This window comes from Rhizobium zaerense (assembly GCF_051810725.1).
GTDB classification, from domain to species: domain Bacteria; phylum Pseudomonadota; class Alphaproteobacteria; order Rhizobiales; family Rhizobiaceae; genus Rhizobium; species Rhizobium leguminosarum_I.
Window position 1 is genome coordinate 160,908 of sequence record NZ_CM132690.1, and the last position, 22,686, is coordinate 183,593.

21 protein-coding genes are annotated in these 22,686 nt (G+C 61.6%); 11 read left to right on the forward strand and 10 right to left on the reverse strand.

Translation table 11 applies throughout. The features are described from left to right. The first annotated feature begins 560 nt into the window (after positions 1–560). From ACS4RR_RS00825 to ACS4RR_RS00835, 3 genes are all read left to right on the forward strand, one after another. The gene (locus ACS4RR_RS00825; protein ID WP_260109906.1) at positions 561–4,103 is read left to right on the forward strand and encodes a DUF5801 repeats-in-toxin domain-containing protein; all 3,543 of its coding nucleotides are present in this window, start codon (positions 561–563) and stop codon (positions 4,101–4,103) included. Between the two features lie 80 nt (positions 4,104–4,183). Then, positions 4,184–5,908, forward strand: coding sequence for a type I secretion system permease/ATPase (locus tag ACS4RR_RS00830; RefSeq protein ID WP_260109905.1), 1,725 nt, complete (start codon positions 4,184–4,186; stop codon positions 5,906–5,908). A gap of 20 nt (positions 5,909–5,928) precedes the next feature. Further along, the gene (locus tag ACS4RR_RS00835) at positions 5,929–7,263 is read left to right on the forward strand and encodes an HlyD family type I secretion periplasmic adaptor subunit (RefSeq protein ID WP_260109904.1); all 1,335 of its coding nucleotides are present in this window, start codon (positions 5,929–5,931) and stop codon (positions 7,261–7,263) included. Positions 7,264–7,355: 92 nt separating this feature from the next. On the opposite strand, the gene ACS4RR_RS00840 is transcribed toward ACS4RR_RS00835, so the two are convergent. Continuing rightward, the gene (locus tag ACS4RR_RS00840) at positions 7,356–8,939 is read right to left on the reverse strand and encodes a peptide chain release factor 3 (RefSeq protein WP_456189574.1); all 1,584 of its coding nucleotides are present in this window, start codon (positions 8,937–8,939) and stop codon (positions 7,356–7,358) included. Positions 8,940–9,040: 101 nt separating this feature from the next. On the opposite strand from ACS4RR_RS00840, the gene dut reads away from it, so the two are divergent. Both dut and ACS4RR_RS00850 read left to right on the forward strand, forming a co-directional pair. Next, complete coding sequence (gene dut / locus ACS4RR_RS00845; RefSeq protein ID WP_456190174.1) at positions 9,041–9,493, forward strand: dUTP diphosphatase; 453 nt, start codon at positions 9,041–9,043, stop codon at positions 9,491–9,493. Beyond that, complete coding sequence (locus ACS4RR_RS00850) at positions 9,493–9,621, forward strand: hypothetical protein (RefSeq protein ID WP_456189575.1); 129 nt, start codon at positions 9,493–9,495, stop codon at positions 9,619–9,621. The genes dut and ACS4RR_RS00850 overlap by 1 nt, the downstream gene beginning before the upstream one ends. A gap of 66 nt (positions 9,622–9,687) precedes the next feature. Here ACS4RR_RS00850 and ACS4RR_RS00855 read toward each other — a convergent pair whose 3' ends face one another. Further along, on the reverse strand, positions 9,688–9,993 hold the full coding sequence (locus ACS4RR_RS00855) for a hypothetical protein (protein ID WP_456189576.1): 306 nt from the start codon (positions 9,991–9,993) through the stop codon (positions 9,688–9,690). 71 nt (positions 9,994–10,064) lie between these two features. Then, positions 10,065–10,529, reverse strand: coding sequence for an Lrp/AsnC family transcriptional regulator (locus ACS4RR_RS00860; protein WP_130787920.1), 465 nt, complete (start codon positions 10,527–10,529; stop codon positions 10,065–10,067). Positions 10,530–10,628: 99 nt separating this feature from the next. Here ACS4RR_RS00860 and ACS4RR_RS00865 point away from each other — a divergent pair, with 99 nt between their 5' ends. After that, positions 10,629–11,543: a DMT family transporter gene (locus ACS4RR_RS00865; protein ID WP_456189577.1), complete on the forward strand. Its 915-nt coding sequence runs from the start codon at positions 10,629–10,631 to the stop codon at positions 11,541–11,543. A 45-nt stretch (positions 11,544–11,588) separates the two neighbouring features. Here ACS4RR_RS00865 and ACS4RR_RS00870 read toward each other — a convergent pair whose 3' ends face one another. Further along, the gene (locus ACS4RR_RS00870; RefSeq protein WP_456189578.1) at positions 11,589–12,107 is read right to left on the reverse strand and encodes a Dps family protein; all 519 of its coding nucleotides are present in this window, start codon (positions 12,105–12,107) and stop codon (positions 11,589–11,591) included. A gap of 233 nt (positions 12,108–12,340) precedes the next feature. Between ACS4RR_RS00870 and ACS4RR_RS00875 the strand changes: the two genes are divergently transcribed. Beyond that, positions 12,341–12,958 (forward strand): LysE family translocator, encoded by a 618-nt coding sequence (locus tag ACS4RR_RS00875; RefSeq protein WP_222385536.1) that lies wholly within the window; start codon positions 12,341–12,343, stop codon positions 12,956–12,958. Between the two features lie 145 nt (positions 12,959–13,103). Continuing rightward, positions 13,104–14,066 carry a cysteine synthase A gene (cysK, locus tag ACS4RR_RS00880; RefSeq protein ID WP_456189579.1) on the forward strand — a complete coding sequence of 321 codons (963 nt, stop codon included), beginning with the start codon at positions 13,104–13,106 and terminating at the stop codon, positions 14,064–14,066. A gap of 81 nt (positions 14,067–14,147) precedes the next feature. On the opposite strand, the gene ACS4RR_RS00885 is transcribed toward cysK, so the two are convergent. The 6 genes from ACS4RR_RS00885 to rsmI form a co-directional block, all read right to left on the reverse strand. Further along, positions 14,148–14,651 carry a hypothetical protein gene (locus tag ACS4RR_RS00885; protein WP_260297598.1) on the reverse strand — a complete coding sequence of 168 codons (504 nt, stop codon included), beginning with the start codon at positions 14,649–14,651 and terminating at the stop codon, positions 14,148–14,150. A gap of 355 nt (positions 14,652–15,006) precedes the next feature. Then, entirely contained in the window at positions 15,007–16,539 is a 1,533-nt protein-coding gene (locus ACS4RR_RS00890; protein WP_131627796.1) for a YifB family Mg chelatase-like AAA ATPase, read from the reverse strand. A 176-nt stretch (positions 16,540–16,715) separates the two neighbouring features. Continuing rightward, positions 16,716–17,663, reverse strand: coding sequence for a glutathione synthase (gene gshB, locus ACS4RR_RS00895; RefSeq protein WP_260297596.1), 948 nt, complete (start codon positions 17,661–17,663; stop codon positions 16,716–16,718). An 85-nt stretch (positions 17,664–17,748) separates the two neighbouring features. Beyond that, a complete protein-coding gene (locus ACS4RR_RS00900; RefSeq protein ID WP_260297595.1) occupies positions 17,749–18,252 on the reverse strand; it encodes a cupin domain-containing protein in 504 nt (167 codons plus the stop codon). A 118-nt stretch (positions 18,253–18,370) separates the two neighbouring features. Beyond that, positions 18,371–18,739: a YraN family protein gene (locus tag ACS4RR_RS00905; RefSeq protein ID WP_222280060.1), complete on the reverse strand. Its 369-nt coding sequence runs from the start codon at positions 18,737–18,739 to the stop codon at positions 18,371–18,373. After that, on the reverse strand, positions 18,729–19,646 hold the full coding sequence (gene rsmI, locus ACS4RR_RS00910) for a 16S rRNA (cytidine(1402)-2'-O)-methyltransferase (RefSeq protein ID WP_456189580.1): 918 nt from the start codon (positions 19,644–19,646) through the stop codon (positions 18,729–18,731). Before rsmI ends, ACS4RR_RS00905 begins: the two co-directional genes overlap by 11 nt. Before the next feature lie 260 nt (positions 19,647–19,906). Here rsmI and dnaN point away from each other — a divergent pair, with 260 nt between their 5' ends. From dnaN to pmtA, 3 genes are all read left to right on the forward strand, one after another. Continuing rightward, positions 19,907–21,025 carry a DNA polymerase III subunit beta gene (gene dnaN, locus ACS4RR_RS00915; RefSeq protein ID WP_162115452.1) on the forward strand — a complete coding sequence of 373 codons (1,119 nt, stop codon included), beginning with the start codon at positions 19,907–19,909 and terminating at the stop codon, positions 21,023–21,025. Between the two features lie 54 nt (positions 21,026–21,079). Next, positions 21,080–21,991 carry a DUF72 domain-containing protein gene (locus ACS4RR_RS00920; protein ID WP_260109894.1) on the forward strand — a complete coding sequence of 304 codons (912 nt, stop codon included), beginning with the start codon at positions 21,080–21,082 and terminating at the stop codon, positions 21,989–21,991. Between the two features lie 95 nt (positions 21,992–22,086). Next, positions 22,087–22,686, forward strand: coding sequence for a phospholipid N-methyltransferase PmtA (gene pmtA, locus ACS4RR_RS00925; protein WP_260297592.1), 600 nt, complete (start codon positions 22,087–22,089; stop codon positions 22,684–22,686).

Sequence of the window (22,686 nt, forward strand, 5' to 3'; positions counted from 1 at the left end):
ACGTCGAGCTGCGGGGCCTTTAGCCTCCTCTTATCACAACCACTGCCTCGCTTTTTCGACGATCCGCGACGCCCCGGGTCTCCCGCCAGTACTCAGTAAAATCTGAAATGCGGTGTATTCGTCCACGAGCAGATACAAAACGCTCAATGCAGTTCAATACAGCTCCACATTGTAGCTCGAACTGGCTAAGTGCATAACAGTTGAATTTGTAGTATATATAATATTGAGGAGAAATTCGCGTGAGGGGCGCGAGGGGTTAACATAGCTTTCAAAGGACATTTCCGAACTTTACCAACTCTTTCTTGCATATCTGAGGAAGTAATCTTGGGAGTTGTCATTATGCAGCCCTAGTTACGGACTTTAGTCCTAATGTGCTTATAGGCTTTGGTCTTAATACCCTTCCAACTGAGATGGACTAGTGCGCGCTATCGACGACACAATGCTCGTCGATAGAGAGCCGCAAATTCAATGCGCAAAGGGGTAGACCCGCGCGGATGCAATTCGGCATCTGGGGCCGGTATCTCCCCTGCTAATGCGACAGAAACCGAGGGAGAAACTCCATGGCACTCGACATCACGACCCAAGACATCATCATCGACGAGACCACCGGTCTAACGGACAACGATATCAACCCCGCCACTCCGCCGCACAACAATACCACGGTGCAATATTTGTTGGGTCTCGACGCTGCCGGCGGGCTGACCCCACCGGAGGTCGCCTACCAGAGCAATTTCGTCGTGGCCTCGGCGAGCGCCGGGGAAACCATCACCTCGGTCGTTCTCACCCAGAGCGCCTCCGGGACCCCGTTTTCCACCACGGTCGGCGTCAACAGCGGCATCCGCACCGTCGACGGCAATTATGTCTGGCTGTTCCAGGACCCGACACATTCGAACGTGGTGATCGGCGTCATCGGGACCTCTAACCCGCTCACCGAGCCGGCTGAAACCGGGCCGCTCGCCTTCTCGCTGGCGCTGATCGGCACCAGCGCCACCAATGCCGACCTGTACACAGTCCAGTATGTGCCGTTGTTCCATCCCGATGCGACCAATGCCGACGACCGCATCGATCTGACGAACAAGGTGTTCGCCTCGGTCAGTGGAACCTCGGTGGTCAATTTCAGCCAGCTTGGCGATGCCCCGTCCGGACATAACAACTGGTATATTCTCGACGCCGATGCAGCCAGCCCCCAGAAGATCCTGGTCACCGCGCACGACAATGGCGTGCAGGCGGAAGTCAACGTCAGTACCCAAGGCCTGGGTGTCGCATCGCAAGACGTGCGTTTCGGCCGCGAGCTCCAGATCGACCTGATCACCGGCGGCACCCAGAGCGCCGGCAAGAACTTTACCAGCACGCCAACCGCGCCCGACTACGGCACCCACCTCGAGAACGTCTCCACCGCCGGCTTCTCGATCTCGCAGTCGACGCCGACCAGCACCGTCGCCGACATTGAGATCCACGCCTACAATAATAACGACAACGTAGAAGGTGCTGCCTTCCCCACAGACGACAACGATGCCGAGATCAACATCACCGGCGTGACGTTCAAGCTGAACGGCGTGACAAAAACAGCCGCGGAGCTCGGCATCACGGTCAATCTCGCCGGCACTGGATTGATCCTCGGGAAAGTCGGCGAGGGCGTGACGATCGACTTCACGACCGCAGGCGGAGCTGGCGGAACATTCGATCGCTTCACCATCAGGAATATCGACACGGAGAAAGACTTTTTCGATGTCAAAGAGGTGCATTATGGTGGCGAGGTCGGCAACGCTCACAACGAAGAGGTTGGCTCCTTCATCAACTTCGACGACGACGGGCCAAGCATCACGGCAACCGGCACCCCGCCGGTACTGACGGTCGATGAGACCAACCTGACCACCGATGCCAGCGGCGACTTCGCGACCTCCTTCACCGCGAATGCCGGCGCCGATGGCGACGCCATCACCTATGCGCTCGGCATCAGCCAGATCACCAATGTCAGCGGCCTCACCGACACCGCAACCCACCAGTCCGTGCTGCTCTTCCTCGAAGGCGGCAGTGTCGTTGGCCGCGCCGGAGCCGGCGGCCCGGTCGTCTTCACCGTCAGCGTCACCGCTGCCGGCCTCGTCAGCCTCGACCAGGCGCGGGCCGTGGTCCATGCCGACGCCAGCGACCCGGACGACAGCATCACTCTGGCCGCCGCCGACCTCGTCACGCTGACCGCGACCATCACCGACGGCGACGGCGATCACGCCGCAGCCACCCACAATATCGGCCAGAATTTCAACTTCGAGGATGACGCGCCGATAATCGGGATAAAAGGCGGCCCGTTTCCACTGATCGTCGACGAGACCGACCTGACGACCGATGTCAGCGCCCTCGGGGCCGCCTTCGTCGCCTTCCCCGGAGCCGATGGCGTTGGCAACGGTATCACCTATGCGCTCGGCATCAACCCGAACAACAATGTCAGCGGTCTTACCGATACCGAAACCGGCCAGTCCGTCCTGCTCTTCCTGGAAGGCGGCAGCGTGGTCGGCCGCGCCGGAGCTGGCGGTCCGATCGTCTTCACCGTCGGCGTCAGCGCTGCCGGCGTCATCACCCTCGACCAGACAAGGGCGGTCGTCCATGCTGATGCCAACGACCCGGACGACATCACCACCCTGGCGGCTGCCGACATCACCCTGACCGCAACCATCACCGATGGCGACGGCGATCAGGCAACCTCCACCGCCCATATCGGCCAGAGCCTCTACTTCAAGGATGACGGGCCTACGATCACGGTGCCGTTTGACGGCAACCCGGCTCTCATAGGCATCCAGCACGAAACCCTGGCCAACGTGCTCAACGCCTCGGCCAGCGGCGCCTTCGGCTACAATATCGGGGCGGATGTCCATCCGGCGGCTTTCTACACCGCTGGCGGTTCCGACTTTGTCGACCAGGATAGCGGGACGGCCGGTGTCCAGATCGGACTGACCGGCGCGATTACCGGCGGTGGCGGCGGCAATCTCGTCACCTCGAATGTGACGCTGGCGTCAGAGAGCCTCACCTCGGCGACGTTCAACTTCAACTTCACCTATGACAAGGATCCGGCAGCCGGCGTCCAGGCGGGCACGGCGGGCGGCACGCTTGTCTTCGACAAGGCCGGCGACACCTATACCGTCAACCTGACCGACCCGCTGGAAGGCTTCAGCTTCGACGTTCTCCACACCAGCGAGCTCCTGTCCAAGGAGCCGACGAGCAATACCGGCCATCCGCAGATCGTGGTGGAGGGGCTGCAGAAGGATGACCCGAACACGCCTGATGATGAAGACTTCTACGTACAGTTCACGGGCAACGCGATCGACAGATCCCACCCATTCAGCTTGACGAGCAATGGCCAGGGGTCATCCGCCGACTCCACCTTCACCCTCGGTGGTCACGAGATGGTGAGTAACACCAATGAAACATGGGTGTCTGCGACGCAGAGCACCAATGGTGTTGCCGGCGACACCATCCAGAAAGACGAACTGCTCACCCTGCGGTTCTTCAGCAGCAATGTCGGCATTGCCAGCGAGGCCACGACCCCGACGGCGACCGCCGGCGCAATGGCCATCAAGTTCGACGGCATCGGCAACAGCGAGGACCTGATGCTGATCCTCAATCTGATCGACAAAAACGGCGCCGACAATATCGCCGGCACCGCGGACGACAACACGACGATCACCCGGGCCATGTATGTGTCGAATGACGCCATCTACAAGACAGGCCAAGTCCCGACCGCCTACAGCAGCGAGTTCACGCTCGACCAAAATGACGGCCTCGTGATCGTCGAGCAGAACGACTACAACGCCGCCGGCGAAGACTACGTGCTGCAGGGCGCGCAGATCATGCAGTCGGGCAACGGGATCACCGGCAACAATACGGCGATCGACCTGGTGAAGGCGACTGGCGCCAATGGCGGCAGCAATGCGATCGGCGGTCTGGTGAACTTCGACGCCACCGATAATGACGTGTTGAAGATCACCGACATCGGCTTCACCTCGACCGTGACCGAGACGCCGAACGCCAACCTCGACTTCGCCTTCCAGGTGGTCGATGCGGACGGAGACCAGACGGTGATGCAGCACATCCTTGTTGACGTCGCCTGACATATGACCAGCGGGGCAGCGAAAGCTGCCCCCGTTCTGCCATTGCATGACGTGTTGTCTCGAGTACCAGAGCTGGAAAGATGAAAACCAAACAGCCGCCCCCGGCGCTTCAGGTGGTGATGAAAGAAGCCAGACGGGCGATCCGACCGCTTATCTGGTTCAGCGGCGGCATCAATGTGCTGATGCTGACCGGGGCATTTTACATGCTGCAGGTCTACCACCGTGTTTTGTCCAGCCACAGTCTGGAGACGTTGGCAATGCTGTCGCTGATGGCGGCGGGCGCACTTGCGGCTATGGCGGGGCTGGAGGTGGTGCGCGGCCGCCTTCTGGCAACCGTCGGATCGTGGATGAACGCGCGTCTGGCGCCGGTTCTGCTGACCGCATCGGTGGAATATGCCGCCTCAGCGCCCGGCCAGGTCAACGCCCGTCCGCTGCGCGACCTCGATCAAGTCCGAAATTTCTTCACCAGCCCAAGCATCTTTCCGATTCTTGACGCGCCGTGGGCGCCGCTGTTTTTCGCCGCCATATTCTTCATGCATCCGTGGCTGGGCTGGTTGGCGCTTTGCGGCGGGGCGGTGCTCTTTGCGCTGGCCTTGCTCAACGAATGGCTGACCCGCAAGCCGTTGACCGAGGCGGCAGGCGCACAGTCGCGCGCCTATGTCCAGGCCGAGGCCGCAATCCGCAATGCCGAGGTCGTCCAGGCGATGGGGATGTTGAAGCCCTTGATGGAGGGCTGGAAGACGCAGCAGGACGAGGCAAACAGGGGCCAGGTGCTTGCCGCCAACCGCGGCGGCATCATCTCCGCCATCGCCCGTTGTCACCGGCTGGCCCTGCAAATGGGGATACTCGGCCTTGGGGCTTATCTCGTCCTTCGCAACGAAGCTTCAGCCGGAATCATGGTTTCCGCCTCCATCCTGATGGGTCGCGCCTTGTCCCCGGTCGAACAAGCGATCGGCACGTGGAAGGCGACGGTCGGAGCGCGTGCCGCTTACCGGCGTCTCACCGCCGTCGCCGGGCAGCACCCGGAGGCGACACCGGTTCTGCCACTCCCGCGGCCGAAAGGTAAGTTTGAGGCCGACAATATTGTGCTTACCCGACAGGGCGGCGAGCCTATCCTGAAAGGGATCGACTTCCACCTCGAGGCCGGTGAATCGATGGCGCTGATCGGCCAGAGCGCGGCCGGCAAGACGAGTCTGGCGCGAATACTGGCCGGCGCCTGGCGTCCATCCGGAGGGCGTGCATTACTTGATGGCATGGACGTTGCCCAATGGGCGGCAGAAGACCGTGGTCACTATGTCGGTTACCTGCCGCAGGACATTGAGCTCTTCGCCGGTACCGTCTCGGAAAACATCTGCCGCTTCGCAAAGCTCAGCCCGGTGGTCTTCGACAAGGTGGTCAAGGCCGCGCAATTGGCGGGTGTCCACGAATTGATCAAAGGACTGCCGAAGGGTTACCTCACCGAGATCGGCGAATCCGGCGCGGTGCTGTCAGGCGGACAGCGCCAACGCATCGGCCTGGCGCGAGCACTCTACGACGACCCGGCGCTCATTATCCTGGACGAGCCCAATTCCAATCTCGACCGCGAAGGGGAGGAGGCATTGATCGCCGCCCTCAGCACGGTCAAGGCGACAGGCACGACTGTCATCCTGATCGCGCACCGGCCGAACATCATGGAGACGGTTGACAAGATATTGATCCTCAACCGGGGCCAACAGGACCTCTTCGGTCCACGCGACTATGTCTTCAACGAGCTCGCCGCGCGCGCCCGCAAGGTTAGCCAGATGCCGACCATAGTGGCGAAGTAAGCACGGAAGAGAAAACAGATATGCAGGATATGAAGGTCGTTCCGCTACCCGTTTCGCCACCCGCCGCGCCGGTCCCCCTGCGTCTCACCGGCGTGACGTTCACCGGCTTCGCAATCATGTTCCTGTTCTTCGGCATGGCGGGGGGCTGGGCGACGCTTGCACCATTGGACAGCGCCGCCGTGGCACCGGGCGTTATCAAGGTTGCCGGCGACCGCAAGCTCATCCAGCACCTCGAGGGCGGCATCATCGCAGAGCTGCACGCCGCCAACGGTGATATCGTCAAGGCGGGCAAGGTCCTCATCCAGCTCGACAACACACCGGCAAAGGCGAGGCTTGATCTGATCCAGAACCGGATAGCAACGCGTGAGTCGCTTGCCGCTCGTCTCAGGGCTGAGCGTGACGGCAAGGTCGACATCGAGTTTGATCCGGCATTGCTCGCAAACCCCGCCAAAGCCGCAAAGGACGCGGTGGCCTCACAGCGTGACGTGTTCGCCGCGAAGCACGACAATTTGAAGGACGAGCGGGAAATTCTCAGCCAGCGCCGTCACCAGACCGAGGAAGAGATAACGGGACTGGAGGGGCTTATCGTCACCGAGGACAAGCAGATCGAAGCGCTGGAGGGCGAAACCAAAGACCTAGAAAGCCTGATCAAGCGTGGGCTGGTCACACGCGAGCGGAACCTGATGCTCAGGCGACAACAGCGGGAGATCGAGGGGGAACGCGCCACCAACGTCGCGGCCATCGCTCGCGCCAAAAGCGCCATGGCCGAGATCGACATGCAGATCTTGAACCTCGGCACGGTGCGCCTCAACGAGGCCGTCGAGGAGTTGAGCAAGGTCGAGGCGGAGTTGTTTGACCTCAGACAGGAGGAGCGTTCCGCCAAAGACGTGCTTGCCCGTACCAATGTCGTCGCCCCCGTTGACGGCATCGTCATGGATTTGAAGGTCCACACGGCGGGCGGCGTCGTAAAACCCGGCGAGACACTGATGACCGTCGTGCCGCTCGGACAGCAACTCGTGGTCGAGGCCATGGTCAGGCCAGAGGACGTCGAGACGATCGCCCCCGGACAGCTCGCGCGCGTCAGTTTCCCGGCCTTCGCCCGCTACAGCCTGCCGCCGCTCGACGGCGTCGTGGAGGTCGTATCGGCTGACCGGATGACGGAGGAGCGCAGCGGTGCACCTTATTTCGCCGCGACCGTGGTGATCGACAAGAGCGAACTCGCCAAGCTGGAGGGCCGCAAGCTGATGCCCGGCATGTCGAGCGAAACGATGATCCGGACGGGTGCTCGCACCGTGCTTTCTTATCTGGCTGAGCCGATCGCCCAGAACTTCCGCCGAGCGATGCGGGAAAAATAGCCGTAGGCGGCCCAACGGCTTTTTTTGTTATCTGATTGGGCTTGATGACGTGCCAACATCAGCGCCGCCGCGACCGCCTCCCGGTCAATCGCTCACGCCGCCTTGGCGGCGTGATATTCCTTGATGGCGACCATCTTGATCGCCGGATGGCGCTCGGACTCGTAACGCAGCGAAAAACCGTCCTGGGCGAGGAAGACCGGATCGCCGTCGAGATCGCGGGCGATATCGCCGCGTTTGACGGTGAGGAATTTCTCGAGATCGGCCGGCAGATCGGCCGAGATCCAGCGGCAGACCGAGAAACGTGACATTTCGAAGGAGACCGGCAGGCCGTATTCGGCCATCAGCCGCTCCTTCAAGACGTCGAGCTGCAGGGCGCCGACGACGCCGACGATCGCCGGCGAGCCGTCTTCCGGCGAAAACAGCTGAACGACGCCTTCCTCGGCCATCTGCTGCAGGGCTTCCTTCAGCTTCTTCGCCTTCATCGCGTCTTCCAGACGCACGCGGCGCAGGATTTCCGGCGAGAAGTTCGGCACGCCCTGGAAGACCAGCGATTCACCCTCGGTCAGCGTATCGCCGATCCGGAGCGTGCCGTGGTTCGGAATGCCGACGACGTCACCGGCATAGGCGGTGTCGGCGAGCTGGCGCTGCGAGGCGAAGAAGAATTGCGGCGCCGTCAGGCCGAGCTGCTTGCCGGTGCGGGCGAGCCTTGCCTTCATGCCACGCTCGAGCTTGCCGGAGCAGATGCGGGCAAAGGCGATGCGGTCGCGGTGGTTGGGGTCCATGTTGGCCTGGATCTTGAAGACGAAGGCCGTCATCTTGTCGTCGGTCGCATGCACGGTCCTGGTATCGGCGACCTGGTCACGCGGCGGCGGCGCAAAATCGCCGAGCGCGTTGATGAGGTCGCGAACGCCGTAATTGCGCAGCGCCGAGCCGAAAAAGACCGGCGTCATATGGCCTTCCAGGAAGGCTTCGCGGTCGAAGGGACGGCAGGCCTCGATCGCCAGCTCGGTCTCCTCGATGAAGACCTGGCGCTCGTTTTCCGGCAGCCTGCCGGCCACGCTTTGCGGGCCGTTGACCGGTGTTCCCTCGATTTCGGTATCCGAACCGCGCACCGTGTTGGCGGCGATATTGTAGGAGCCGCAAAAGGTCTTCGAGCGGCCGATCGGCCAGGTGATCGGCGCCGTATCCAGCGCCAGCTTCTCTTCCACCTCGTCGAGGATCTCGAAGGGATCGCGGCTTTCGCGGTCCATCTTGTTGATGAAGGTAATGATCGGGATATCGCGCATGCGGCAGACTTCGAAAAGCTTCAGCGTGCGCGGCTCGATGCCCTTGGCGGCATCGATCACCATGACGGCGGCGTCGACGGCGGTCAGCGTGCGATAGGTGTCGTCGGCGAAATCCTCGTGACCCGGCGTGTCGAGGATGTTGAAGACATTGTCGTTATATTCGAAGGTCATCACCGAGGTGACGACGGAGATGCCGCGTTCGCGCTCGATCTTCATCCAGTCGGAGCGCGTCTGCATGCGATCCTTCTTCGCCTTGACTTCGCCGGCAAGCTGAATGGCGCCGCCGAACAGCAGCAGCTTTTCGGTGAGCGTCGTCTTGCCCGCGTCCGGGTGGGCGATAATAGCGAATGTGCGGCGGCGGGAGACCGCCTCGGCGAGACTTTCGGCCATGCTTGTGAATCCTGTGGAATTGTCGCGTATCTAGCGATTAAAGCCCGGCAATGCAATTGACCTCGGGCCTTCGGGCACAAAGTAATGGGCCATGACCATTCATCAGCCCGACGCTGAACCTGATCCGCCTACCCAATGGCGAAGGCCTCGATCTGCCCGCCTATGAAAGCAAGGGAGCGGCCGGCATGGACCTGCGTGCTGCCGTCGACGAGGCAGCGCCGCTGACGCTTCTGCCCGGCAAACGGGCGCTGGTGCCGACAGGCTTCATCTTCGAGATTCCCGAAGGATTCGAGGGACAGGTGCGGCCACGCTCCGGCCTGGCCTTCAAAAACGGCATCACCTGCCTGAATTCGCCGGGCACCGTCGACAGCGACTATCGCGGCGAGGTGAAGGTGCTGCTCATCAATCTCGGCGACGAGCCTTTTATCATTTCGCGCGGCATGCGTATCGCCCAGATGGTGATCGCGCCGGTAACCCAGGCGCGGGTGGCCGAGATCACCGCGGCCAGCGAAACGGTGCGCGGCGCAGGCGGCTTCGGCTCCACCGGCGTCTGATGGCCAAGCGCCTCGACAGCGCGGGCCTCGTGATCTTCAGCACGTACTTCAACTTGATTGTTAAGGGGAAAGACGGAAATACTCCTGCGATGCGCTTGGGCCTCGCCAAGGGCGCGATGCGCTTTTGAGGACATTTTGTATTTCGAATAATCGCTCCGCCCAAGGAAATGCGGGAACCGCCAGCGGACATGAAGTCACCCGACTATGGCCATCCCCACGATTCGGCTTGGCTGGCGAGCAAAATAAGCAAGACGAAAAGCGCCATAAGCGGAAGTATCACCTTGGCTTGCCTTGCATGGAATGACGGAGGCGATCTCATGATATCGGTTTTTTTCGCGATCTCGGTCAGCATAACGCAAAAAACCGCTCCAAATGTCAAAGTTGCCGCAATCACCAATATCAATTTTATCATCGCTACAACTTAAATGATTGTCTGGATTGCACAAGAACTTCCGTTGTTTGAAAACATTACGACCGCCTTTGGGTCCGTCGGCGGTCATGGCTACAAATGTGGAGCCGCAAAATTCTAGCGATTGCATATTTACGCTAATGGCTGGCGTTTCGCCGCGCCCTATTTCCGGCGTGAAAGCGGTGGCAGGCGGCGTTTGACGGGAGAGGCTTTGATCATCGCGGTGTTAGTCTCCGCCCTTTCGGCAACGCGGTCGAGGATGCCGTCGAGGTCGGCCATGGAGCGGATGACCAGGCGGGCGATAAAACAATCCTCGCCCGTCACCTTGTCGCATTCGATGATTTCGGGAATGTCCTGGATGATCCGCTCGACGATGTGCAGCTGCCCCGGCAGCGGACGCACCCGCACGATCGCCTGCAGGGGATAACCGACGGCGGCGGGATCGAGATCGATGGTGAAGGCCTTGATGACGCCGCGTTCCTCCAGCCGGCGCAGGCGCTCGGCGGCACTTGGCGAGGACAGGCCGACCTGCTGCGCCAGTTCTTTCAGCGAGATTCGCGCATTGCCAGCCAGCGCCTCCAGAATGGCCTGATCGATTTCGTCGAGCGATTGCACATCATTAGCCATGGCGATCAATTTTCCTTCTTTTATTAGATTATATCGGTCATCTCCCTTTCTATCATTATATAAAATCGCCTCTCGCCGCAATATTCTTATGCCACCGAAATGGAGGCAATCATGGGCAGTGACATCAAAAGAGGCACAGTGGAAATGACGGCAGCGATGCTGATTTCGGGGACAATCGGCTGGTTCGTCGTCATGTCGGGACAGCCGGTCAGCGGCGTGGTCTTCTGGCGCTGCCTGTTCGGCGCGGTCACTTTGCTTGTCATCTGCGGCGCTCTCGGGCTGCTGCGGCCCGGCATCATCACGCTGCGCGCCTTCGGCATCGCCATATCAGGCGGCATCGCCATCGTCTTGAACTGGCTGCTGCTGTTTGCCTCCTATTCGCATGCGACGATCTCGATAGCGACGACCGTCTACAACACCCAGCCCTTCATGCTGCTGGCGCTCGGCGCGCTCTTTCTCGGCGAGAAGATCACCGCCACCAAGCTGTTCTGGCTGACACTCGCCTTCGCCGGCATGATTGCCATCGTCGAGGCAAAACCGGAGACAGGCGGGGCGACATCTGACGGCTACGGCCTCGGCATCCTGATGGCGCTCGGTGCGGCTTTCTTCTACGCGCTCGCTGCCCTTGCCGCGAAATGGCTGAAAGGCACGCCGCCGCATCTGATCGCGCTCATCCAGGTCGCAACCGGCATACTGATGCTGGCGCCGATGACGGATTTTTCCCATCCGCCCGGCGATGTTGGGTCCTGGGCGATCCTGGTGACCGTCGGCGTCGTTCATACCGGGCTGATGTATGTGCTGCTCTACGGCGCGATCCAGAGGCTGCCGACGCATCTCACAGGCGCCCTGTCCTTCATCTATCCGATCGCGGCGATCATGGTCGACCGGCTGGCCTTCGGCCATGCGCTGCAACCGATGCAGATCGCCGGTGCCGCGATCATCCTCCTTGCCGCCGCCGGCATGAATCTCGGCTGGACGCCGCGTTGGCTGCGGCCGCGGGCGCTGGAGAGCTGAACCGGGCGTTCCGATAGGGATGGCTGAGACGCCGGGTTGCCGACATTACCTCTGCGGGCGCGTCGTTTCAAACAGGAACCAGGTGCGGCGCTCGCCCTCGTCGATCCAGTTCTCGATCAGGCTGGCGGTCGCGACATCATTATGCTCGTCGCAGAGGCCATGCACCTCGCGCAGCAGCGAAACGAGCTGAGCGTTGTCCTCGCGCAGTTCCGACAACATGTCCTCGGGCGTGACGAAATCCGCGTCATTGTCCGAAAGGCGCTGCTGGCGAGCGATCTGGCCGATGGAGCGCAGCGTCGCGCCGCCGATCTTACGGGCACGCTCGGCAATGTCGTCGGTCATCGCAAAGATCTGTTCCGCCTGTTCGTCGAGCAGCAGATGATAATCGCGAAAATGCGGGCCGGACATGTGCCAATGGAAATTCTTGGTCTTCACATAAAGGGTAAAGACATCGGCGAGCAGTGCGGTCAGCGCTGCCGAAATATCGGTAATGGCGTTGGTCGACAGGCTGGACGGCGTCTTGAGTGGCGAAAGCCTGCGGGATCTGGCTGGCGTATGGGACATTTAATCTCTCCTTGGTGATGAAAATCTCCAGCGCCACCGGCCGGGAAAACCGCGGCGGGCCGCGCTGATCGCGCTTTTGCAGAGAGAGAAATAGCAAGGCTTGGTCGCTTTCCAAGTAGATCATGGTCCAGCAGACCTATTCCTTATGGTTATGGATCGATCAGCGCCAAAGCATTGATGAGGAAGCGGCGCTTGCCTATAGATGGGCGGTGGAACCCCTGAGGGTTAAGAAGATGAGCCTCACCGTCCTGATCACCTATGCCGGAGCGCTGTTCATCGCCGCGGCCATTCCGGGACCCGGGATCACCGCGATCGTCGCGCGTGCGCTCGGCTCGAATTTCCGCGAGACCTTCTTCATGGGTCTCGGCCTGGTGCTCGGCGACATGACCTATCTGACGGCGGTCATTCTCGGCCTTGCCTTCGTGGCGCAGACCTTCACCGAGGTTTTCATCGTCATCAAGATCGCCGGCGCCCTTTATCTCGGCTACATTGCCTGGAAACTCTGGACAGCGGGGCTGCTGCCGCAGGATATCGCGGCACGCAAATCCACCAATATCGGCCTATCCTTCCTCTCCGGCCTGCTGGTGACGCTCGGCAATCCGAAGACGATGCTCTTTTATGTCGCCCTGGTGCCGACGCTGATCGATATCGGCAATATCGGCCTGCGAGACTATGCGATCCTGCTCGCCGTCACATTCGTCGTGCTGATCGTCGTGCTCGTGCCCTATATGCTGCTTGCCTCGCGGGCTCGCACGATGCTGAAGCAGCCGCGCGCCTTGCAGGCGCTGAACCGGGTTGCCGCCGGCATCCTCGCCGGCACGGCCACCTTTATCGCCACGCGGGCGGCCTGAAATAAACATTCGGCAAGAAACGGTTTTCAAAGGTTTTTTTCTCTCCTGATCGCTCCTCCAGGTCGAACGCGGTCTGGCCTAGACGGGCCTTTGACCCTATTCTCCCCCTCGATTTTAGGAGCAGGATTTCAAAGGGAGAGCACCCATGTCGCACAAGCCCGGCCGCGGCCGCATCTATTCCTCGATCACCGAGACCATCGGCGACACGCCGCTCGTGCGCTTCGACAAGCTGGCGCGGGAAAAAGGCGTCGTCGCGAACCTGATCGGCAAGCTCGAATTCTTCAATCCGATCGCCTCGGTCAAAGACCGCATCGGCGTCGCGATGATCGAAAGCCTCGAAGCCCAGGGCAAGATCACGCCCGGCAAGACGGTGCTGATCGAGCCGACCTCCGGCAACACCGGCATCGCGCTTGCCTTTGCCGCCGCCGCCAAGGGTTACCGGCTGATCCTCACCATGCCGGAGACGATGTCCGTCGAGCGCCGCAAGATGCTGGCGCTGCTCGGCGCCGAGCTGGTGCTGACCGAGGGACCGAAGGGTATGAAGGGTGCCATTGCTAAGGCCGAGGAACTGGCGTCCTCGCTTCCCGATGCCGTCATCCCGCAGCAATTCGAAAACCCGGCCAATCCCGAGATCCACCGCAAGACGACGGCCGAGGAAATCTGGAATGATACCGAAGGCACGGTCGACATCGTCATCTCCGGCATCGGCACCGGCGGTACGATCACCGGCGTCGGACAGGTTCTGAAAAGCCGCAAGCCCGAGATCAAGATCATCGCCGTCGAGCCGGCCGATCTGCCGATCCTCTCCGGCGGCAATCCCGGCCCGCACAAAATCCAGGGCATCGGCGCCGGCTTCGCGCCGAAGATCCTCGATACCGGCATCTATGACGAGGTCGTCACCGTAACCAATGACGAGGCCTTCGAACAGGCGCGCCTCGTCGCCCGGCTCGAAGGCGTGCCGGTCGGCATCTCCTCGGGTGCGGCGCTGACCGCCGCCATCAAGGTCGGCATCCGTCCGGAGAACGCCGGCAAGAACATCGTCATCATCATCCCGTCCTTCGCAGAGCGTTATCTGTCGACGGCGCTGTTTGAAGGGCTGGGGAGCTAACGGTGGCTGTGCCTGGGGCCTTTCCTGCGGCCATTTATCTTGCAAAATAGCGGGCGCTTCGGCGCCCCTTCTTTTATGCCGTCACCTGCATCCCAATCGAAGTCCGACGAAAGTTCTGTGGAAATCCGGAATAACGATTGTCGATGTCCCACTTGAGCTAGTTGAATCCAAATGATTGCGAACCTTTGCCATGACTTCCGCCATTGTCGCGTGCAAACGATTCAGCTCAGTGTGCTCTTTCGTCCGCTCCGGAGCATAGCGCGAGATGAGGTACTCACGCTTTGCTGTCATTGCTTCCAGATGCAGGGCAGTCTTTTTTCTCAGTTTAAGTTTAGCAACGAACATTGGCTCAGCGAGATTGTGCATCCGTTTTCGTATTTCCTCCGGAGTAACGCCCTCATGACGCAGGAAGGCGTTTAAGTAGAGTTCAATGGCGTGAATGGCGCACATTCGAGCTGGTGCGATGGATAGTGCAACTTGCTTCTGACCCTCGCTGAATAGGAGGATCGAAGCGCGAGAGTAGGCATTCGCCAAGTTTAGGACTTCCCAGGGTTTGGCGTTTGAGCCCGGAAATTCATTACTCATGGGCATCCCCGGCGACAGGCTTTCTCATCCTTCACTTCCGATCGACTATGTCGAACAGACCGACATCCTTCTTAAGATTTTTTCAGCCGAAGCTAATATTGTAAAGAGCAACGAAGTGAGGAGAGGCTCTTGCCCCTAATGGATTAAGCGACATGGAGGATGCCTAAATCGGCGTCCTAGGCAGCTTCGGCACCGCCTTCGGCAGATCATCCCCTTGCCACGGCATTCGCGCCGATCGCGGCTGGCAACGCGCCCGTTTTGGCAGCGATCAGCGCAAACGCGATTGACGGATCGACGGAGGTAGGCGGCCTGACGACTAATACTTCAAAATATCTGCGCGCATCCACCCTTCTTCTTAGGCCGCAGCCGTTAACCTCTCTCCGGCAATGCGATAGGAAATCGCTTCGGCGAGATGGATGCGGCCGACGGTCGGTTTGCCGTCGAGATCGGCGAGCGTGCGGGCGACCTTGAGCACGCGGTGGTAACCGCGGGCGGAGAATTTCATCTTTTCGGCGGCGTCTCGCAGCAGCTGCAGGCCGCTGGCATCGGGTTCGGCCAGTTTCTCGATCATCGCGGTGGAGCAGCGGGCATTGGTGCCGATGCCTTTTGCGCCGGTGCTTTCGAAGCGCTCCTGCTGGATTTCACGGGCGCGGGCGACACGGCGGGCAACGTCCGCGCTGGTTTCAGCCGCCATCGGCCGGATCAGATCGGCGGCGGAGACGGCCGGCACGTCGATGCGGATATCGATGCGATCCATCAGCGGGCCGGAGATGCGGGCCTGGTAATCGCTCATGCAGCGCGGGCCGCGGGCGCAGCTATGGCCGGGCTCGCCGGCCATGCCGCAGCGGCAGGGGTTCATTGCCGCGATCAGCTGGAATTTCGCCGGATAGGAGACGCGGTGATTGGCCCGCGCGATGACACATTCGCCGCCTTCGAGCGGCTGGCGCAGCGCATCCAGCGCCTGCGGCGTGAATTCGGGAAACTCGTCGAGAAACAGCACCCCGTGATGGGCAAGCGAGGCTTCGCCCGGGCGGGCGCGTATCCCGCCGCCGACGAGAGCCGCCATGGTGGCGGAATGATGCGGGGTGCGGAAGGGCCTTCGATCGGAAAGCTTGCCGCCGGAGAGCTGACCGGCGATCGAATGGACCATCGAGACCTCCAGCAGCTCGGCGGCCGAAAGCGGCGGCAGGATCGACGGCAGCCTTGCCGCCAGCATCGATTTGCCGGAGCCCGGAGGACCGACCATCAAAAGATTATGACCGCCGGCAGCAGCCACTTCGAGCGCGCGCTTGGCGCTTTCCTGGCCCTTGATCTCGGCGAGATCCGGCAGGTTTGCGGCATTGGCGCGGATCGACGCTTCCGGCCTGGACAGGACCTGCGTGCCGCGGAAATGATTGGCAAGGGCAATCAGGCTGCGCGGGGCGAGGATATCGACCTCGGCGCCTGCCCAGGCGGCTTCGGCGCCGCTTTCGGCCGGGCAGATCAGCCCCTTGCCGAGCGCATTGGCGCCGATCGCCGCCGGCAGCGCGCCTGAGATGGCGGCGATCGTTCCGTCGAGATTGAGTTCGCCGACGACGACAAAATCCGACAGTGCATCGGCGGGAATGGCGCCGAGCGCCGCCATCAGGGCAAGCGCGATCGGCAGGTCGAAATGCGAACCTTCCTTCGGCAGGTCGGCCGGCGCCAGATTGACGGTCACGCGCTTTGCCGGCAGGGCCAGGCCGGAGGCGTGGAGGGCTGCCTGCACGCGCTCGCGGCTTTCGGCCACCGCTTTGTCGGGCAGACCGACGATCTGCATGCCGACCTTGCCGGGCGCGACCATGACCTGAACCTCGACCGGCACACCTTCGATGCCCTGAAATGCCACCGTACTGACACGCGCGACCATATGCCCATCCCCTTGCCGCAAACTCTTATACCGCCCCCGGCCGTTCAGGGCCAGCGGTTGCAATCTGGCATGGAATCTGGAATAAAACAAGAACAATCAAAGAACGTAGTCAGGCATCCGCTGTGACCTTGGTTTGTGCTTGGGGTGCGGGACCAGAACGGTCATGGGCGGCTGGCTCAGCCGCGCTTGCGCTCGATCGCATCCCAAAGCAGGCTGGCGATATCGGCGCCGCCGAATTTCTTGACCTCGCGGATGCCGGTGGGCGAGGTGACGTTGATTTCGGTCATGTAATCGCCGATCACATCGATGCCGACGAGTAGGAAGCCGCGCTCCCTCAGCGCCGGGCCGATGCGGGTGCAGATTTCCTGTTCGCGCGGCGTCAGTTCGGTCGCCTCGGCGCGGCCACCGACATGCATGTTGGAGCGGCTGTCATGCTCGGCCGGCACGCGGTTGATGGCGCCGGCGAATTCGCCGTCGACTAGGATGATGCGTTTGTCGCCCTTGCGCACGTCAGGCAAATATTGCTGGGCGATGAAGGGCTCGCGGAAAAGCTGGCCGAACATTTCGAGCAGCGAAGAGAGGTTGCGATCGTCGCGGGTCGAATGGAAGACGCCGGCGCCGCCATTGCCGTAAAGCGGCTTCAGGATGATATCGCCCATCTCGTCGCGGAAGCGGCGGATCTCGTCGGCATCCTTGGTGATCAGCGTCTTCGGCATCAGGTCGGCGAATTCGGTGACGAAGATCTTTTCCGGCGAATTGCGCACCCAGGCCGGATCGTTGACGACGAGCGTCTTCGGATGGATGCGCTCGAGCAGATGCGTCGAGGTGATATAGGCCATGTCGAAGGGCGGGTCCTGGCGCAACAGCACGACATCCATGGTCGCGAGATCGACGCGCTCCGGCGCGCCAAGTTCAAAATGATCGCCCTTGACGTCGCGCAGCACCATCGGCTCGACGCTGGCATAGAGCTTGCCGTCGCGAAAGCTCAGGCGTTCGGGGGTGTAATGGAAGAGCTTGTAGCCGCGTACCTGGGCTTCCAGGCTCATGGCGAAGGTGGAATCGCCTGCGATATTGATGCCTGCGACATGGTCCATCTGGACCGCTACATTGGTGATCTTGGCCATTTCCATCCCTCGCTGAATGCCGGACAGATGTAGGTCGGCCAGATACCAAACGCAACGGGCAATCAGGGGCTTCCGGTCGCAGTTTTCAGGCAGCGATGCCCTGGTTGCCGCTGTTGCGCAGCATGTTGCGGAGGCGGTAGGCGATCGCCAAGGGCTTCGGGAAGGGTTTGCGCAGGAACGCGACCTTGCGGACGTAATTGTCGACCCGCCAGCTTGCCCAGGTTCCACCGGCAAAGAAGGCGACGTCGCCGGCACGCAGGGTTCGTTCGGTGCCGTCCTCGGCGGTGATATGCACCTCGCCTTCGAGGATCATCACCGTCTCGTCCCAGCCGAAATACCAGCGGAATTCGCCCGCCGTGCAATCCCAGATCGCCGTTAGTGACGCCTCGTCATGGCCGCGCGAATGTTCGGCGGTGCGGGCCTGCGGATAGCCGCTGACGATCCAGTCCGGATTGATCGGCGTGGATTTCAGCGGCAACAGATCGCTCGCATGCGCGACGAAGGATTTTCCGGCCGGCTTCGTTACGGCATACGGCACCGAGCGCGCGGCCGTGGCGACCGCACTTGCAAGCATCAGCTTCCAGGCCATGAAGCAACCCCCAATTGTTATCCCTACCGAGATTTGGGGTAGCAGAGAGTCGTAAGAACCTGGTTCACGCGGGGACTAAAAGTTTAACGATCCGGAAATCCGATAGGTCGGAAGGAGGTCAGAAGGCATCAATAAAGTGCCGCGGCAATCGGCCGGGCATGATCGCCACAATGTCATAACGCTGGGAAAGGCGGGCCTGATCCGCCTGGCGGGCGAGCCAGAGATCGCTTGCCGCCCTTATGCGCTTCTGTGCGGCGGTAGAGACGGCATCGACCGCCGCGGCCTCGCCACGGCGGGCCTTGACCTCGACGAAGACGGCGAGATCGCCCTTGCGGGCGATGATATCGATCTCGCCGAGCCGGGTGCGATGGCGCAGCGCCAGGATGCGATAGCCCTTCAGCATCAGGAAAGCGGCCGCGACATATTCCGACATGCGGCCCCGGCGCAGCGCCTTCCTTCTGATCGCGGTGAGATCATTATCGCCCATCGGCGTTCTTGATCTCCAGCAGGCGCTGGTAGAGCACCTTGCGCGGCAGGCCGGTGAGGCGGGCGGCCTCGGTCGCGGCGCTGGCCGTCGGCATCGACTTCGACAGGTCGGCCAGCATGGCTTCGACATCGGCCGCATCCGTTTCGACCGGCTCCGGCGGACCGATCACGAGGACGATCTCGCCTTTGACGTTTTCCACCTGCTGATAATGCGCCGCAAGGTCGGCAAGCGTGCCGCGGCGGAACTCCTCATAGGTCTTGGTCATCTCACGGCAGACGGAGGCGGGCCGGGCGGCGCCCAGCACATCGGCGGCGGCGAGAAGCGTTGCGCCGATGCGATGCGGCGATTCAAAGAAGATCAGCGTCGCGGGTACTGCGGCAAGTTCACCGAGGCGGTCGCGGCGGGCCTTGTCCTTGGCCGGCAGGAAACCGGCGAAAAGAAAGGCATCGTTCGGCAGGCCGGAGCCGACAAGGGCTGCGAGCGGGGCTGAGGCGCCGGGAATGGGGATGACGCGGTAACCTGCCGTTATCGCCTGCTGCGCCAGCCGATAACCGGGATCGGAGACGAGCGGCGTGCCGGCATCGGAAACCAGCGCCACCGAGCGGCCAGCTTCGAGCGCCTGCAGCAGCCTTGGGCCAGCCTCGTCGGCATTATGCTCGTGATAGGCGAAAGGGCGGTTCTGGATGCCGTAACGGTCGAGCAGCACGCGGGTGACGCGCGTATCCTCGCAGGCAAGCACGTCGGTGCCGGCCAGCGTTTCGAGCGCGCGCAGGGTGATGTCGCCGAGATTGCCGATGGGGGTGGCGACGAGATAGAGCGCCGGCTCCAGCGGCCGCGCCGGCACCGCCATATTGTGCAGGCGGAAGCTTCGCCGGCTGGCGGCGTCCGCTGTCGTTTCCTCAGTCATGCCATTTGCTTTCGTCCCGCCGGCTCGTCGCCGGCATCGAAGCCCTTATGGGCGAGCCGCACCGCTTCGGCAAGGGTTCGGATTTCTGTGAGCATTGATCTGGAAAACCGCAAATGCAGGAGCGCCGGCGTCCATGCCTCTTGCAAAGCAATGCTGAAGTCTGCCATTTTGCCCGTCCACTCCCCCGGCCTCAGGCCGGGACAGCATTCTTCGGGTGCTCGACGCGCCCGGACAGTCACGGTCGAAAGCGGTAGCATCCCATGCGTATTACTATTGAGCGGTCAAACCTGTTGAAATCGCTGAACCACGTCCACCGCGTGGTCGAACGTCGCAACACGATCCCGATCCTGTCCAACGTATTGCTCAAGGCCGACGGCCAGAAGCTCGACATGAAGGCGACCGACCTCGACCTCGAAATCACCGAGGCGACCCCGGCAAGCGTCGAGCAGCCCGGCGCCACCACCGTTCCCGCCCATCTTCTCTACGATATCGTGCGCAAGCTCTCCGACGGCTCGGAAGTGCTGCTTGCCACCAGCACCGATGGCGGCTCAATGACCGTGCAATCCGGCCGCTCGAAATTCTCGCTGCAGTGCCTGCCGGAATCGGACTTTCCGGATCTCACAGCCGGCACCTTCACGCATTCCTTCAAGCTGAAGGCGACCGATCTGAAGATGCTGATCGACCGCACCCAGTTCGCAATCTCGACGGAAGAGACGCGTTATTATCTGAACGGCATCTTCTTCCACACAATCGAGAGCAACGGCCAGCTGAAACTCAGGGCGGTTGCGACCGACGGCCACCGGCTGGCGCGCGCCGATGTCGATGCGCCCTCCGGCTCCGAGGGCATGCCCGGCATCATCATTCCCCGCAAGACGGTCGGCGAACTGCAGAAGCTGGTCGATAATCCCGAGGTGACGGTGACCGTCGAGGTCTCCGACGCCAAGATCCGCCTGACGATCGGCTCGATCGTCATGACCTCGAAACTGATCGACGGCACCTTCCCGGATTATCAGCGGGTCATCCCGACGGGCAACGACAAGGAAATGCGGGTCGACTGCACGAGTTTCGCACAGGCCGTCGACCGCGTCTCGACCATCTCCTCCGAGCGTGGCCGCGCCGTCAAGCTGGCGCTTTCCGAGGGGCAGTTGATGTTGACCGTCAACAATCCCGATTCCGGTAGTGCGACCGAGGAAGTCGCCGTCGGCTACGACACGGATGCGATGGAAATCGGCTTCAACGCCAAGTACCTGCTCGACATCACCGCCCAGCTTTCCGGCGAGGAAGCGATCTTCCTGCTTGCCGATGCCGGCTCGCCGACGCTGATCCGCGACACGGCGGGCGACGATGCGCTCTACGTACTGATGCCGATGCGCGTCTGACGGGAACGAAGGCCGCCCATTGCCGTTTTTCCTCCTGTCAAAACGGAGGATCCCATGGTGAAAAAGACGGGAACGGTGCGCATCGGCATATCCGGCTGGACCTATGCGCCCTGGCGCGGCCAATTCTACCCGAAGGACCTGCCGCAGAAGCAGGAACTTTCCTACGCCGCCCGGCACTTCCGGTCGATCGAGATCAACGGCACCTTCTACGGATTACAGCGGCCCGAAAGCTTCGGCCGCTGGCGCGACGAGACACCGGAGGATTTCGTCTTCGCCGTCAAGGGACCGCGCTTCATCACCCATATGCTGCGGCTGCAGGATATCCAGACGGCGCTCGCCAATTTCCTCGCCTCCGGCGTTTTGCGGCTTGGCCCCAAGCTCGGGCCGATCCTCTGGCAATTCCCACCGAACATGGTCTTCGACCCATCCCTGTTCGAAAGTTTTTTGTCGCTGCTGCCGCACGACCGCGACGCAGCGATAGCGCTTGCCAAGCGGCACGACTGGCATATCAAGGCACCGGCCTGGCTTACATGCGACGGACATCAGCCGATCCGGCATGCGCTGGAGATTCGCCACGAAAGCTTCCGCGCACCCGCCTTCATCGAGATGCTCAGGCGCCACAAGGTCGCCCTCGTCTGCGCCGATACGGTGCAATGGCCGCTGCTGATGGATATCACCGCCGATTTCATCTACTGCCGCCTGCATGGTTCCGAAAAGCTCTATATCAGCGGCTATGAGGACGAAGCGCTCGACATGTGGGCACAACGCATCCGCGCCTGGGCCACGGGCGAAGAACCTGACGATGCGACGCGGGTGCTGGCGCCCGTACCAGCGCGCAACAAGGGCCGCGACGTCTATCTCTATTTCGACAATACCGACGTGAAGCTGCGCGCACCCGTCGACGCCGATCATTTGAGCGAAAGGCTTGCCGATCTCATGCCGGGTTCGGCGCCGAAAGCCGCATGAGCTGTTGATGTCGATGTCCTTGTTGCGAAAATCCTTGTCCCTTAAGCGACAAGCGGCATATTAAGGCATTCGATCAACATGCGGACGGGTGGAGAATGCGCTTACGGGTCAAGGTGAAGGAACGGCTGGGCAAGAGGTTCGACGACGAGATCCGCTTCTTCCGGGGCATGATGCAGGGGCCGAAGACGGTGGGCTCGATCGTGCCGACCTCCTCGATCACGGCGAAGCGCATGGCAAGCGTCGTCGACCTCCACTCGGGGCTGCCGGTGCTCGAACTGGGGCCCGGCACCGGCGCCATCACCAAGGCCATCCTCGGCCGCGGCGTCCGGCCGGAAAATCTCGTGGCGATCGAATATTCGACGGATTTCCACGAACATCTCAAGCGGACCTATCCCGGCGTGCACTTCATCAACGGCGACGCCTTCGATCTGCAGAAGACGCTCGGCGATTTCAGCGATCAGATGTTCGATTCCGTCGTCTCGGGCATTCCGCTTTTGAATTTCCCGATGGCGAAGCGCATCTCGCTGCTTGAAAGCCTGCTCGATCGCCTGCCGGCCGGCCGGCCGATGGTGCAGATTTCCTACGGCGCGATCTCGCCGATCGCGGCCAATCCCGACCGCTACCATATCCAGCATTTCGACTTCGTCATGCGCAACATTCCGCCGGCGCAGCTTTGGATCTACAGGCGCGGCTGA